The organism is Klebsiella sp. JN_Kp121 (assembly GCF_040062145.1).
Lineage (GTDB): Bacteria > Pseudomonadota > Gammaproteobacteria > Enterobacterales > Enterobacteriaceae > Klebsiella > Klebsiella aerogenes.
Genome location: NZ_JBEAHX010000010.1, coordinates 71,782 through 86,835, shown reverse-complemented (window position 1 = coordinate 86,835; position 15,054 = coordinate 71,782). Strand labels below are relative to the sequence as shown.

General features: G+C 57.9%; 12 protein-coding genes. 5 read left to right on the top strand and 7 right to left on the bottom strand.

From position 1 onward, the window contains the following. Nucleotides 1-41 precede the first annotated feature (41 nt). Entirely contained in the window at nucleotides 42-896 is an 855-nt protein-coding gene (locus tag ABLU86_RS15495) for a MurR/RpiR family transcriptional regulator (RefSeq protein WP_015368536.1), read from the bottom strand. Between the two features lie 148 nt (nucleotides 897-1,044). Next, nucleotides 1,045-2,958: a 5-dehydro-2-deoxygluconokinase gene (gene iolC, locus ABLU86_RS15490; protein WP_348796217.1), complete on the bottom strand. Its 1,914-nt coding sequence runs from the start codon at nucleotides 2,956-2,958 to the stop codon at nucleotides 1,045-1,047. A gap of 527 nt (nucleotides 2,959-3,485) precedes the next feature. Between iolC and iolD the strand changes: the two genes are divergently transcribed. The 5 genes from iolD (at nucleotide 3,486) to ABLU86_RS15465 (ending at nucleotide 9,986) form a co-directional block, all read left to right on the top strand. Continuing rightward, nucleotides 3,486-5,426, top strand: coding sequence for a 3D-(3,5/4)-trihydroxycyclohexane-1,2-dione acylhydrolase (decyclizing) (gene iolD / locus ABLU86_RS15485; protein WP_348796218.1), 1,941 nt, complete (start codon nucleotides 3,486-3,488; stop codon nucleotides 5,424-5,426). A gap of 47 nt (nucleotides 5,427-5,473) precedes the next feature. Continuing rightward, on the top strand, nucleotides 5,474-6,487 hold the full coding sequence (locus tag ABLU86_RS15480) for a Gfo/Idh/MocA family oxidoreductase (protein ID WP_015704222.1): 1,014 nt from the start codon (nucleotides 5,474-5,476) through the stop codon (nucleotides 6,485-6,487). Nucleotides 6,488-6,528: 41 nt separating this feature from the next. Next, complete coding sequence (locus ABLU86_RS15475; RefSeq protein WP_015368532.1) at nucleotides 6,529-7,413, top strand: sugar phosphate isomerase/epimerase; 885 nt, start codon at nucleotides 6,529-6,531, stop codon at nucleotides 7,411-7,413. 23 nt (nucleotides 7,414-7,436) lie between these two features. Continuing rightward, the gene (gene iolE / locus ABLU86_RS15470) at nucleotides 7,437-8,336 is read left to right on the top strand and encodes a myo-inosose-2 dehydratase (protein WP_020079776.1); all 900 of its coding nucleotides are present in this window, start codon (nucleotides 7,437-7,439) and stop codon (nucleotides 8,334-8,336) included. Nucleotides 8,337-8,489: 153 nt separating this feature from the next. Beyond that, complete coding sequence (locus ABLU86_RS15465; RefSeq protein ID WP_015368530.1) at nucleotides 8,490-9,986, top strand: sugar porter family MFS transporter; 1,497 nt, start codon at nucleotides 8,490-8,492, stop codon at nucleotides 9,984-9,986. Between the two features lie 101 nt (nucleotides 9,987-10,087). Here the strand turns inward: ABLU86_RS15465 and ABLU86_RS15460 are convergent, their stop codons facing one another. The 5 genes from ABLU86_RS15460 to ABLU86_RS15440 are packed head-to-tail and all read right to left on the bottom strand — an operon-like array spanning nucleotide 10,088 to nucleotide 15,054. Beyond that, nucleotides 10,088-11,398: an ABC transporter substrate-binding protein gene (locus ABLU86_RS15460; protein ID WP_045386809.1), complete on the bottom strand. Its 1,311-nt coding sequence runs from the start codon at nucleotides 11,396-11,398 to the stop codon at nucleotides 10,088-10,090. Further along, the gene (locus tag ABLU86_RS15455; RefSeq protein WP_149271447.1) at nucleotides 11,391-12,464 is read right to left on the bottom strand and encodes an ABC transporter ATP-binding protein; all 1,074 of its coding nucleotides are present in this window, start codon (nucleotides 12,462-12,464) and stop codon (nucleotides 11,391-11,393) included. Before ABLU86_RS15455 ends, ABLU86_RS15460 begins: the two co-directional genes overlap by 8 nt. A 5-nt stretch (nucleotides 12,465-12,469) precedes the next feature. Continuing rightward, entirely contained in the window at nucleotides 12,470-13,294 is an 825-nt protein-coding gene (locus ABLU86_RS15450; RefSeq protein ID WP_046883295.1) for a phosphodiesterase, read from the bottom strand. Between the two features lie 10 nt (nucleotides 13,295-13,304). Then, nucleotides 13,305-14,192, bottom strand: a complete 888-nt coding sequence (locus ABLU86_RS15445) for a carbohydrate ABC transporter permease (protein WP_047078557.1) — start codon at nucleotides 14,190-14,192, stop codon at nucleotides 13,305-13,307. Further along, entirely contained in the window at nucleotides 14,182-15,054 is an 873-nt protein-coding gene (locus ABLU86_RS15440) for a sugar ABC transporter permease (RefSeq protein ID WP_348796219.1), read from the bottom strand. The genes ABLU86_RS15445 and ABLU86_RS15440 overlap by 11 nt, the downstream gene beginning before the upstream one ends.

Genomic DNA, 15,054 nt, shown 5'->3' with positions numbered 1-15,054 from the left:
GTCTATTGATTGCCCCTGTTTACCGCTAGCGCAACGGGCAATCAGGCGCGGTGCTGCTGCGGCTCTTTGCTGCTATTCAATGCCAGCGATACCGCCAGCGTCTGCGCCAGGCACAGCGAGGCCACCTGTGAACGGAAACCATCGACCTGCGCTTCACGCACCACAAAGCACACATCACTGAAGGCGGCAAGCGGGCTTACCTGGCTATCGGTAATGGCGATTTGTCGCGCCTTGCGCTGGGCGCCAAGCTCAACCAGCTCCACCACTTCACGGGCATAAGGCGAGAAGCTCACCGCCACGACCACATCCTTCGGCCCCACCAGACTGAGCTGCTCGGTGAACATCCCGCCGAGGCCGTCGATCAGGAAGGCTTTGCGATCCAGATGGCGCAGTGCGTAGGTCAGGTAAGAGGCGACGCTGAACGAGCGACGTAGACCGATAACATAGATATTTTCCGCATCCGCCAGTAAATCTACCGCCCGGTTGAGGTCTTCGCCGGAGGTCTGCATTGCCAGTTGCTGCAGCGCCTGGGTATTGACCATGCTGAACATGTTGAGGATTTCCGTCGGCGTTTCCGGCGGCGTTGTTTCGTCGTTAGTAGTCTGGCGGAACAGACGTGCGCGCTCGGTGTAGTTGGCGGTCTCTTCCATCAGATGCTGCCTGAACATCTGCTTCATTTCGTTAAAGCCGCTGAAGCCAAAGGCGTTAGCGAAGCGAATCAGCGTTGAGGGCGGAACGTCAGCCTGTTGCGCAATGGAGGCTACGGTATCGAAAGCAACGCTATTACTGTTATCCAGTATATAGCGCGCCACCTGCTTCAGACGTTTGCTGAGCGTGTCGTAGCGCCGTCTGATTTCATCCTGCAGGATGGTCAGTTGGGTCGGATTATTAGCCATAAGTTGCGCTCTGAGAAAATGGAAGGAATATGGCTTCCAGTGTACCAAATGAAGCGAATTTTTCATTTTTTGCGATGAAATACGCGATTCATTTCACGAAGAAACCGCAGGCCCGCCGCTTTCAAGGAAGTGGCGGGCCTGAAGGAGGTTAGCCGCGCGCTTCGCGCCAGTAGCCGATGAGCCGCAAATAGTTACGCTTCACTTCATCGATTAGCGCTGCGTCATCCAGTTCGCCCTGCATCCAGCGGCGCGAAGGCTGGCCAAAGATGGTGCGGCCGACGGCAAAACCCTTGATCATCGGGTGCCCGGCCGCTTCGGCGAAACCTGAACGCAGGCGATCCGATGGCGCATCCAGCCCCAGGAGCAGGATGCCCCGGCACCACGGATCTTCGCGCTCGATAAGCGCTGAGATCCGCTCCCACTGGGCGCTGGCCAGCGGCGGCAGCTTCCACCAGTCCGGCTGGATGCCCAACTGATAGAAGTGCTCCAGCATAGTGTGGTAGTGGCGTTCATCTTTGTCCGGTCCGTTCTCCGGCAGGATCACTTCCAATAGCAGCTCGTGCCCGGACTTATTGCAGGCCTGCCAGACTTCCAGCAGCAGCGCATCCTGCTCGGCGCGCAGCGCCGCCGGGTCATCCGGGTGGTAAAAGACCAGGCATTTGACGACGTGCTCAAGCGGCCAGTCGATCAGCTGTGAGCCAATATTACCATGTTCAAGACGTAGCGGACGCGAGCTGGGGAGCTCAATCGGCCGACCGATCCACCAGCCTTTACCGGTAATGGCGTTAAGTGAACGTTGACCATAGGTACCATCGGCGAGGATGCCGCTGCGCCGATCCAGCCCGGCCTCTGTGGCGGCCGCCTCGGCGGCGGCCAACAGCAGCAGTTTGAGTTCGGGAATACAGGCCGGGTCGCGCCCGGTTTCTAATGCCAGATCCGCCAGCTGTTTACGATGGTCAAAGGCGAAGATACACAGTTCCGGCCACGGCTGGCGCCGGCTGGTCACCCGGTGCAAATGATTTAACCGCGCGTCGATATCCGGGCGCGGAACGGCATCGGCCCGCGATAAATAATCATCAAGCTCTACTTTTGTCGGCATCGCCGGCGCGCAGCCGTGGCGCGAAACCACTAAGGCGCCGCAGGCGTTGGCGTAGCGGCAGGCCTGCTCCCAGCCCTCATCGTTAAGCCAGCCGCGCAGTAGCCCGGACATAAAAGCATCGCCGGCACCGAGCACGTTGAGTACTTCGACGCGAACGCCTTGCTGCAACGGCACTTCGTCCCAGCTATCCGGGATGGCGCCCTCCAGCACCACGCAACCCATCGGCCCGCGCTTGCAGACCAGCGTCGCTTTGGTGGCATGGCGAATGTTTTTCAGCGCGGTGAGGGTATCGGTGCTGCCGCCGGCGATATGAAACTCCTCTTCAGTGCCGACGACTAAATCGAACAGGTGCAGAACTTCCTGCAACTGACGGGTCACCGGACCCGACTCAATGAAACGCGTTTCACCGTCGCCCAGCGAAGTAAGCCCCCACAGCACCGGACGGTAATCGATATCCAGCGCGGTACGCAGGCCGTGGCGGCGGGCGTATTCCAGCGCCTTCAGTACCGCATCGCGGGTATTGGCGTGTGAAAGGTGGGTGCCGGTCACCGCCAGAGCGCGTGAAGAGGCGATGTACTCCTCATTGATATCGTCAGGCGTCAGCGCCATATCGGCGCAGTTGTCGCGGTAGAAAATCAGCGGGAAGGTATCCTGATCCTTAATGCCCAGCATCACCAACGCGGTCAGCCGTTCTTTATCCGTGATCAGATATTCGGTATCGACACCTGCGCGGCGGAGGGTTTCACGTAGAAACCGGCCGTTGTGCTCATCGCCCACCCGCGCCAGCATCGCCGATTTTAATCCCTGAATCGCGGTACCAAAGGCGACGTTGCCCGAGGAACCGCCGAGATACTTGGCGAAACTGGCCACATCTTCCAACCTTGCCCCTATCTGCTGGGCGTAGAGATCGACGGCCACCCGGCCAATACAGATGACGTCGAGCCGCTTAACTGCTGCATTCATCGCTAGGGTTTCCTTTTGCAAATCTGCTGCCAGGAGAAGGTCGCATGAGTGACGGTCTGCCGTGAACAGCCTGATGGTTATTAGTTATCTCTAGTTTGAGAAATAAATATTTCATTTTCAAATCTAATCGAAATTAAAAAACCAAAAGTGTGAAGGATCTACCACTCTGCGTGGGTACGCAGCTGCCCACCCATACATGCTGTCTGCGTCCCGCTTACCCATGTTCTCCTTTTTTTAATACCAATATTATCCATAATTTTCATGTAGATAATCTTGTTTTTCCTCTTTTGTTTGGAAACCTGCTCGCGAAGGAGATGTAAGTGAAACGTGTGAAATGGGTAGAGAGTTTGATCCTTCTCGCAAAATGAAACATTTCTTCTGTATTTGTGTTTAATGAAAAAAATGTTTGCCTATAATCCAAAAATATTCCAGTGGACGTTAACGGCTTTCCCTCACCTACGCCATCTTCTTTGGCGAGCAAAGCGCTAACTCACACGACAAATACTGAACGATAAGGATTAGGCAACATGGGCAAACTGAGACTGACAATGGCGCAGGCGCTGGTGAAGTTCCTTGATAACCAGTATCTGGAGGTGGACGGCGAAGCGCAGAAATTCGTGAAAGGGATTTTTGCTATTTTTGGTCACGGCAACGTGTTGGGCTTAGGCCAGGCGCTGGAAGAGAACAGCGGCGAACTGCGGGTTTACCAGGGGCGTAATGAACAAGGCATGGCCCATGCGGCCACCGGCTTTGCCCGCCAGTCACTGCGCCGGCAGATCATTGCCTGCACTTCTTCCATCGGTCCGGGAGCGGCCAACATGATCACCGCCGCGGCGACGGCAACGGCCAACCGTATCCCGTTGTTATTACTGCCGGGCGATGTATTCGCCACCCGCCAGCCGGACCCGGTACTGCAGCAAATCGAACAGAGCTACGATCTGAGTATCACGACTAACGACGCATTTCGCGCGGTGAGTAAGTACTGGGATCGTATTATCCGCCCGGAACAGCTCATGAGCGCCTGCATTAATGCCATGCGCGTGCTGACGGATCCGGCGGAAACCGGCGCCGTCACCTTGTGTCTGCCGCAGGAGGTGCAGGGGGAAGCCTGGGATTATACCGAGTCCTTTTTTGCCCGCCGTGTCCACCGTCTGGATCGCCGTCCGCCAAGCGCGGCGCAGTTGGCGGATGCGGTAGCGGCAATTAAAGCCAGCCGTAAACCGCTCATCGTCTGCGGCGGCGGCGTGAAATATTCCGCGGCAGGCGAAGCGCTGGTGAGCTTCGCCGAACGTTACGACATCCCGTTTGCGGAAACGCAGGCCGGAAAGGGCACGGTGGTTTCATCGCATCCGCTGAACGTCGGCGGCGTTGGCGAAACGGGCTGTCTGGCTGCCAACCTGTTGGCGAAAGAAGCCGATCTGGTCATCGGTATCGGCACGCGCTTTAGCGATTTTACCACCTCCTCGAAATGGATATTCCAATCCCCGGGCGTGCGCTTTCTTAACGTTAACGTCAGTAATTTTGATGCCTGGAAGCTGGACGGCATCCCAATGCTGGCGGACGCCCGCGAGGCGCTAAGCGCGCTCAGCGCAGCGCTGGCGAACGAGTCCTGGCAGGCAGGATGGGGCGCGCAGATTGCAAGCGTGCAGAGCCGGCAGATGAAAGAGACCCAGCGCGTCTACCGGGCGGTCTGGCAGGAAACGGATTTCGTACCAGAAATTGACGACCATATTGACCGTGAATCGGTTTATCGCGAATTCCGTCAAATCACGGATTCCACCCTGACGCAAAGTAGCGTTCTTGGCCTACTGAACGAGTCGCTGGCGGCGGATGCGGTCATTGTGGCGGCGGCGGGCAGCCTGCCGGGGGATTTACAACGCGTCTGGCGCAACCGCGCGCCGAATACCTATCACGTCGAGTACGGCTACTCGTGCATGGGCTATGAGGTCAACGCCGCCCTCGGCGTTAAGCTGGCGCAGCCGCAGAGCGAAGTCTATTCGCTGGTCGGCGATGGCTCCTTCATGATGCTGCACTCTGAGCTGGTCACCTCCCTGCAGGAGCGGGCGAAGATCAACGTCATTCTGCTCGACAACATGGCGAACGGCTGCATCAACAACCTACAACTGGAACACGGTATGGATAGCTTCGGCACCGAGTTTCGCTACCGCTCGGCGGAAAACGGCCAGCTGCAGGGCGGGCTGGTACCGGTAGATTTCGCCACGATTGCTTCCGGCTACGGCTGCAAGACCTGGCGGGTCACCACCCTCGATGAGCTTCGCCACGCGCTGGATGCCGCTCGCCGTGAAACCGTCAGCACGCTTATCGACATTAAAGTACTGCCGAAAACCATGGTCCACAAATACGGTAGCTGGTGGAACGTTGGCGTGGCGCAGACGGCGCTGTCGGAACGTATCCGTAAAGTCGCTGAAATGATTAATGAAAAACGCGCCCAGGCGCGGGATTACTAACAAAGAACACGAACCCTGAACCCTACAGAACTACGGAGAGAACCATCATGTCACTCAAATTAGGTGTCATCGGCGCAGGCGCCATCGGTAAAGAACATATCCGTCGCTGCACCCAGGTCCTACAGGGGGCGACTGTGGTCGCCGTTTCCGATATCAACGCCGATAACGCCCGTGCGGCAGTAGCGCTGCCGGGCGTGCAGGCGGAAGTCTACGCCGACGGTCATGATGTGATTAAAGCCAGCGACGTTGACGCCGTGCTGGTGACCTCCTGGGATCCAACCCATGAAGAGTACACCCTGGCGGCTATTGAGGCCGGTAAGCCCGTCTTTTGCGAAAAGCCGTTGGCGATGAGCGCGGAAGGCTGCCGCCGCATCGTTGATGCTGAAATGAAAGCCGGGCGTCGCCTCGTTCAGGTCGGCTTTATGCGCCCGTACGATGAAGGCTATCTGGCGCTGAAGAAAGTCATTGATGACGGCGATATCGGCGCGCCGCTGATGCTGCGCTGCGCCCACCGCAACCAGTCGGTCGGCGAGAACTACACCACCGATATGGCGATCACCAACACCCTGATCCACGAACTGGACGTGCTGCGCTGGCTGCTAAATGACGACTACCGCTCCGTACAGGTACGCTTCCCGCGCTCGACCTCCCATACCCATGCGCGGCTGAAAGACCCACAGATCGTCTCGTTTGAAACGAAAAAGGGCACCCTGATCGACGTCGAAGTCTTCGTAAATTGCCAGTACGGCTACGACATCCAGTGCGAAGTCGTTGGCGAAACGGGCATTGCGCGCCTGCCGGAACCGTCGGCGGTGGAGATGCGTAAAGCCGCCAGCCTGTCGACAGCCATCCTTACCGACTGGAAAGACCGTTTCATCAAAGCCTACGACGTCGAACTGCAGGCATTTATCAATGATGTGAAAGCCGGCAAGCTGCAGGGCCCCTCAGCCTGGGACGGCTATGCGGCATCGGTTGCCGCCGACGCCTGTCTGAAGGCGCAAGAGTGCAACGAACCGGTAGCAGTATCGCTACCTGAGTGCCCGGCATTCTACCAACGCTAAATCCTCCTTCACCGACGTAACGTTTCAAACAGGTAACGACGATGAAAATTGCTTTTGATGTCGATGTGATTCGCGATCTCGGGATCACCAGAATGGTTCAGCAGGTGGCGGAGTGGGGCTACAAATACATTGAACAGTCGCCGCACCCGCAGATTAACCCATTCTACAAACATCCGCGCGCCAGCCGGGAGATCATGGCCGAGTATAAGCAGGCGCTGCGTGACAACGGCGTTGAACTCTCCTCGTTCATCTGCGTTTATCGCTGGTCCGGCCCGGATGAGCTGCGCCGTCAGGCGGCGGTGAAGAACTGGAAGCGGCTCATCGAAGTAGCGGTAGAGATGGGCGTGCAGGTTATCAACACCGAATTTTCTGGCGATCCTAACCAGCCGGAAATTTGCGAAGAAATGTTCTACCGCTCGATGGAAGAATTACTGCCGATATTCGAACGTGAAGGTATCCGCGTCGAAATCCAGGCCCACCCGTGGGACTTCTGCGAAGAAAACAACGAGACGGTGGATATCGTGAAGTCCTTCCGTAGCGACAACGTGAAGTACGTCTACAGCGTGCCGCACACCTTCTTCTACGACAAAGGTAAAGGTGAAGTCGAGAAGATGCTGCGCTATGCCGGTCAGGACCTGTCGCACGTGCTGATTGCCGATACCCGCAATCACACCAAACACTGCCGCTATATCGTTAATCCGCCGGGCGTTGACGCCGCCGTACATCAGCACGTCGGCGTCGGCGAGGGGGATGTCGATTTCGATGCTCTGTTCCGCACCCTGCGCGATATGCGCTTCGCTGAACAGACCTTCAAAGTTGGCGGTGAACCGATCGTCTGCACCTCGCTGTTTGGTTACCCGGAAAAGATGAAATACCAGGCCGTGGAAACGCGTGAACTTATCGAACGTGAACTGCTGCGCCGGTAAGGCGCGGCGGCAGGAGCATCAAAATGAACAAAGACAACGTCAAACTGGCTATCGCCCCTATCGGTTGGACTAACGACGATATGCCTGAGCTGGGGAGCGAAAACACCTTCCAGCAAACGGTCAGCGAAATGGCGCTGGCCGGTTTTACCGGCAGCGAAGTCGGCAGCAAATATCCGCGCGATCCGGCGGTGCTGAAGCCGATGCTGGATATTCGCGGCATGCAGATTTGCAACGCCTGGTTCAGCACCTTCTTCGCGAATGGCCAAAGAGAAAAAACCATCGATGAATTCGTTAACCACATGAATTTCCTCCATGCGATGGGCGCAAAGGTGATTGGTTGCTCTGAACAAAGCGGCAGTATCCAGGGGCTCGATAAACCGATTCTCGGCGATGTAAAACCGTGCTTTAGCGACGAAGAGTGGCAGCGGGTAGCTGAAGGTTATAACGCGCTTGGCAAGCTGGCGGCAGAGAAGGGGATGCAGGTTTGCCTACACCACCATATGGGCACCGGCATTCAGACTACCGCGGAGATCGACAAGTTTATGTCGCTGGTGGACGAACGCGTCTTCCTGCTCTACGACACCGGTCACGCCTGGTATTCAGAGGGCGGCGAGGCGCCGATGCTGGCGATCCTGAAAAAATATCTGCCGCGCATTAACCACGTGCATCTGAAAGACGTCCGCCCCGCGGTAATTGAGCAGGTGCGCCGCGAAGGGCTCTCATTCCTCGACGGCGTCAAGAAAGGCACCTTTACCGTACCGGGAGACGGCGAAATAGATTTCCGTCCGGTCTTCCAGTTGCTGGATGACTACGGCTACAAGGGGTGGATGGTAGTGGAAGCCGAACAAGACCCTGCGCTGGCGAACCCCTTCGAATACGCCGTAAAGGCGCGTAAGTACATCCGCGAAACGGCAGGAATCTGATCGTTGATGCATTTCGGGCCACACAGCTGCGTGGCCCGCTTTTTCTAAACCTCAAGAGAACCACACGAGAACGACACGTCCGTGAGGCAGGAGGCCTCTGTATTCAGACAAGAGCATATCTTCCCCCTACAAGGTAGGTTACTGGAGTCTTCTATGTCACAGGAACAATATCTCACACTCAATAAAGCGTCGGGGCCGAATAGCGACGCCCCGGCAACGCCGTTTGTTAAGATCGTTGCGTTGATTGCGACCTTAGGCGGTTTACTCTTTGGCTACGACACCGGGGTGATTTCCGGCGCCCTGCTGTTTATGGGTAAGGAACTGCATCTCACGCCCTTTACCACCGGGCTGGTGACCAGCTCGCTGCTGTTCGGCGCCGCATTCGGCGCACTGCTTTCTGGCCATCTGGCCAGCGCCGCAGGCAGAAAGAAAATCATCCTCTGGCTGGCGGTGATCTTCGCTATCGGTGCGGTGGGAACCGCCCTCGCGCCGGACGTCAACTGGATGATTTTCTTCCGCCTGGTTCTCGGCGTAGCGGTTGGCGGTGCGGCGGCAACGGTGCCGGTTTACATCGCTGAGATGGCGCCCGCCAACAAACGCGGGCAACTGGTCACGCTGCAGGAACTGATGATCGTCTCAGGCCAGCTGCTGGCCTATATCTCTAACGCCACCTTCCATGAGTTATGGGGCGGTGAAAGTACCTGGCGCTGGATGCTGGCGGTGGCGACGCTACCAGCCGTGCTGCTGTGGTTTGGCATGATGTTTATGCCCGATACCCCGCGCTGGTATGCGATGAAAGGCCGACTGGCGGAAGCGCGCCGGGTGCTGGAGCGTACGCGGCGTAAAGATGATGTCGAATGGGAGCTAATGGAGATTACGGAAACTCTCGACGAGCAGCGCAATCTTGGTAAGCCAAAAATTCGTGAAATCATGACTCCGTGGCTGTTTAAGCTGTTCATGATCGGTATAGGCGTGGCGGTTATTCAGCAGCTTACCGGCGTCAATACCATTATGTACTATGCGCCGACGGTGCTGACCTCGGTCGGTATGACCGATAACGCCGCGCTGTTCGCCACCATTGCCAACGGCGTGGTTTCGGTGCTGATGACCTTTGTCGGCATCTGGATGCTGGGGAAGATAGGTCGTCGCCCGATGACCATGATCGGCCAGTTCGGCTGTACTGCCTGCCTGGTGTTTATCGGCGCGGTGAGCTACCTGCTGCCGGAAACGGTCAATGGTCAGCCGGATGCGCTGCGCGCCTATATGGTGCTGGCGGGAATGCTGCTGTTCCTGAGCTTCCAGCAGGGGGCGCTGTCGCCGGTGACTTGGCTGCTGTTGTCGGAAATTTTCCCAACCCGGATGCGCGGGATGTTTATGGGCGGGGCGGTGTTCTCAATGTGGATTGCCAACTTCCTGATCTCGCTGTTCTTCCCGATGCTACTGTCGTGGGTCGGCCTCTCCGGAACCTTCTTTATCTTTGCGGCAATCGGTATCTTCGGCGCGATCTTCGTGATCAAATGCGTGCCGGAAACGCGCAATCGCAGCCTTGAGCAGATCGAGCACTATCTGCGTGAGAAGCTGGATACCAGCCCGGCGGGAAAAGCCTACGCGCGTAAATCCTGGGCTTCGTCGCAGGCGGATAAAATCTAAGGCTTCGCAAAAACTTTCCGGCGCATTCTGCGCTGGGGGGCGGTTGGTCACCCGGCTTGGGCGTTTACGCCGCAAGCCGGGCGCCCCGCAACAGACCTGTGCTACTTCACTTCTCCCAGCGCGGTCTTATCAACATAAGGTTTCATTAGCGCGTCAGCTTCCTTCTGTGCCGCCTGTACCGCTGCTTCCGGCGTTACTTTGGCATCGTTGACCACTGCCGCCAGTTGGTTCTCCATCGCCTTACGCACGGCGACGGTCTCCCAGGTGGAATACCACGGATGCGCGTACTTCAGCTGTTCAAGTGCGATCGCCGCCCGCGGATCCTGCTGCAGATATGCTTTCATCTCCGGCGTATCGTAAGAAGCCTTGCGCGGCGAGAAGTAGCCGGTAAAGCGGCTCCACGCGCCGTTTACCTGCGGGCTCACCAGATAAGTCAGGAACTGGTAGGCCGCTTTCTTCTGCGCGTCGTTGATGCCTTTAAAGCTCACAAGGCTGGCGCCGCCAATCGGCACCGCGCGCTGCTCTTTGGCTGGTAGCATGGCGACCCCGAGTTCAAAATCTTTACTGTTCTCGCGCATAAAGCCCAGTGCGCCGGTGCTGAGCATCGCCATGCCAAGTTTGCCGGAGAAGAATGAAGCGCTGATCTGCTTCGAATTCAGTACCCCGGAAGGCATCACTTTGTCTTTGTAGATCAGATCCTGCCAGAAGCGCAGAGCGCCGATAGCGGTCGGCGAGTTGTAATAAACCTCACCCGGATAGTCTTCATTGAAATATTTACCGCCGTTGGCCCGCACAAGCGCCGAGAAGATCCAGCCGCCGTAGTCGTCGTTGGTCGACGGCAGCATGATCCCCCACTGGCCTTTGCTCTCATCGGTCAGCTTTTTGGCATCAGACAGCAGCTCGGCCCAGGTCTGCGGTGGTTGCGCGATCCCGGCCCGATCGAACAGCGTCTTGTTGTAGTAGAGTATCGGCGTCGAGTTATGGAACGGGATCGCATAGGTGGTGCCCATCACCTGGGCGTTCTTATGCATCGCGGGCCAGAACTCCTTTTGCAGAAAATCGCCAGCCTTTTGCTCGCCATATTTAAACAGCTCATCCATCGGCAGGATCTCATCCTTCAGCGCCAGATCGGTGGTGAAGTTGGCGGACATGATCACCAGCGCCGGGGGTTGCCCGGCCTTCTGTGCGGATTCGGCTTTGATCTTGGTGGTGTCATAGTTGCCGGTGAAGATGCCGCGCACTTCGACATCCTGCTGCGACTCGTTAAAGGCTTTAATGACGCGTGTCATCTCCATCGTCAGCTTGCCGTCTACCGGAGCCGGGAACATGAAGTCTATTTTCTCTTTCGCCAGCGCCGCGCCGCTCAGGGCGAGGCTGAGCCCAACCGTCAGGGCGGTGAGGGGGTTAAACATGATTACACTCCATCAGTAAATTATGCTGGGTCTCAGCATGAAAAAGATGCACATCGGCAGGCGAGAAGCCGAGGATCAGCGATTCGCCTTTTTCAGGTACCGTGCCGCGGTGGCGGCGGCTAAAGCGAAGGGTGCCGATCGGGGTGCTGACGTGGAGCAGATAATCGGCTCCCATCAGTTCTCGTTGCAGGACGGTGCCCGGCAGGCGCAGATGGCCTTGCTCCACGCGGTCGGTAATATGTTCCGGGCGAATGCCCAGCCAGATGCGGGTCTGGCTGCGGTGGCGCGGCGGTAGCGGATGGCGTAGTTCGCCAAGCTGAACGTTGCCGTCAACGCAGGGGAGCGATAGCAGGTTCATCGCTGGCGAACCGATAAATCCGGCCACGAACAGATTGGCCGGATTGGCATACAGATATTCTGGCCGTCCTACCTGTTGCACGTGGCCGCCGTTCATCACCACGATGCGGTCAGCCATCGACATGGCCTCGGTTTGATCGTGGGTGACGTAGACGGTACTGGTTTTCAACTGCTGGTGGAGGTCCATAATGCTGTCGCGGACTTCGCTGCGCAGGCGGGCGTCGAGGTTGGACAGCGGTTCATCCATTAAGAACAGCCGCGGATTACGCACGATCGCCCGCGCCATCGCTACCCGCTGCCGTTGGCCGCCGGAGAGCTTCGCCGGTTTGCGATCGAGCAGCGCCTCCAGCTGCAGCATCTGCGCCACTTTATCTACTCTCGGCTGCCAGCCGCTTTTCTCTTCCTTGCGTACCTTCATGCCGAAGGTGATGTTGTCGCGCACCGAGAGATGTGGAAACAGCGCATAGTTCTGGAAGATCATCGCAAAATTGCGTTCGCGCGGCGTGGTGTCGGTGATGTTCTCATCATGCAGCCAGATTTCGCCTTCGCTGACCTGATCCAACCCGGCAAGCAGGCGCAGTAGGGTGCTTTTACCGCAGCCCGACGGGCCGACCAGCACCACGAATTCGCCTTCGTGAATATCAAGCGACAGCGCGCTGAGCGCGGGTTTACCGTCGAAATGTTTACTGATGTTTTGCAGACTGAGCATAGTGGTTAGCGCTCTTCCGTTGGACAACTGATGTTTTCGTCGTACAGCCACGGCCCGGCGTAGTGGGCCAGCGAGTGCTGGTAGCTCACCCACTGCTCGCCGACCTGGCGGTGCATCAGGCACGAAGCCGGCGAGAGATCGTAATACGGGCGAGTGTCTTCGTGGCAGTACGGTACCTGATGGACGGTGCCGGGGAGGGTGGAGATCAGCGCCTGGCGATACTGGGTCATGGTCAGGCTATGGTTATGGCCGCAGAAGATGCGCGTCAACGACGGGAAACGCTCCACCAGCGCCAGCAGACGGTGGCCGTTTTCGCAGGCAATCGGGTCCATCTGCGCGTTGCCCAGCGGCAGCGGCGGGTGGTGCATAAACACCGTGGCCGGTTTGTCGCCGCCGTCGAACAGCTGCGCTTCCAGCCAGCTAATGGTCTCGTCGGTCAGCCAGCCTTTTGAAGTGCCGGCGCGGCTGGAGTCGATAAACAGCAGGCGGGTAGCGAAGTCGTCAACCGCATAGCGCATATTATTGGCATCGCTACCGAGCTGTGGGCACAGCGGCTGCAGGTACTCCAGAAACAGCGCTTTATCATCGTGATTGCCGGGGATGAGATACAGCGGATAGTTCAGGCTGCCGAGGATCTGGCGGGCCACCTGATACTCCTCCGGACGGCCGCAGTTGACGATATCGCCGCTCACCACCACCGCATCCGGGCGTTCGCGCAGCGCGTTAAGTTGAGAAACCACATCAGCATTGGCGGCATTGACGTCGATAAAGCCGTACAGCTTCTCGCCGCGGCTGCGGAAATGGGTATCGGAAATGTGCGCTAACAGCATGAATAACTCCTTATTTGATCCCGGAGAAGCCGAAGCTTCGCAGGAACTGTTTCTGGAAAAGGATGAACGCCAGCATCAGCGGCAGGCAGACCATCAGCGTCCCGGCGCCGATGGTGCCCCATTGGCCGCCGGATTCAGCGCCCATGGCGAAAGAGACCAGCCCGACCGTCAGCACCTGCTTATCGGGATCGTTGAGCATCATCAGCGGCCACAGGTACTCGTTCCAGTGGTAGGTAATGCTGACGGTGGCGAAGGCCAGCACCGATGGCCAGGACATCGGCAGCAGTACGCGGAATAGCACCTCCCACCAGCGGCAGCCCTCCATCAGCGCTGCCTCTTCCAGCTCTTTCGGGATGGCGAGGAACGCCTGGCGCATCAGAAACACGCCGAACGCCGAGGTAAAGTAAGGCATCATCACGCCGGTCAGAGTGTTGAGCAGGCCGAAGGTTTTCAGAGTCAGCATGTTCGGCACCATCATCACCACCGGCATGATCATCAGCTGGACGAGGAACAGCAGAAACAGCGTTTTCTTGCCGCGAAATTCGTGGCAGGCGAAGACGTAGCCGGCGGTGGTGATGGTGAGTAGCTGCACGAAGAAAGTGCCGAAGGTAAAGATAAGGGTGTTGGCGTACAGGCTCAGCCAGTCGGCGCTGTCCCACGCGTCGCGGAAGTTATCGAGAGTCAGCGGCAGACGGGGCAGCAATGAGGCCATATCTTCGCCGAAGGTGGTGGCGCTGAACGAGGTCGCCAGCATCCAGATAAACGGGCTCACCCATAGCAGCGCCAGGCAGCACATGATTACCGTCAGGGTAAAGGGCTGTGAGCGACGCAGGCGCAACCACAGCGGACGCGCAGCGGTGGGCGAGCGGACCATCAGCGGCGAGATTTCAGCGCTCATAGTGGGCTCCTTTTTCCAGCAATTTCAGGTTAATCAGCGAGAAGGTAAACAGCCCGGCCAGCGTCAGGAAGGTGGCGGCGGAGGCTTTGCCGAGGTCGTGGGTATCCCAGGCGAGATTCTGGATGTAATAGAGCAGCACGGTCGTGGCGTTATCCGGCCCGCCGCGCGTCATCACCGCGACGTGATCAATCTGGGTAATAGAGTAAATCAGCGCGGTGGTGATAACAAAGCTCAGCGTCGGGCGCAGCAGCGGCAGCGTGACCTTAAAAAACACCTGGGTGCGGCTGGCCCCTTCCATCAGCGCCGCTTCCCGCGTCGAGGCCGGAATGCTCTGCAACCCGGCGAGGAAAAACAGCATGTAATAACCGGCGAACTTCCACACGCCAATCAGCGCCAGCGCCAGCAGCGCGCTGTTGCTGCGCCCCAGCCAGTTGTTGTTCAGCGGACCAAATAGCTTCGCCAGATAGTGATCGAGCAGGCCGAGGCCGGGCATAAAGATAAACAGCCACAGCGCGGCGGCGCTGACCATCGGGATAATCATCGGGAAGAAAAATGCGGTGCGCAGCCAGCGGTTGACGCGGTGATTCTCGCTCAGCGCCACCGCCAGCAGCAGAGCGAGCGTCACGCCGGGTACCACCGTCAGCAGGATATAGAGCAAATTATTGACCAGCGATTGCCAGAAAACGCCGTCGGCAAACAGGCGGGCGAAGTTATCCAGCCCGACGTACTGTGCGCCGTCGCTGGCCATGCGGGTATCAAACAGGCTGTCATAGACCGAACGGCCAAGCGGAAACCAGGTAAACAGCAGTAAAAACAACAGGGAAGGCGACAGTATCAGCCAGGGGAGCCAGTGCTTATTCAT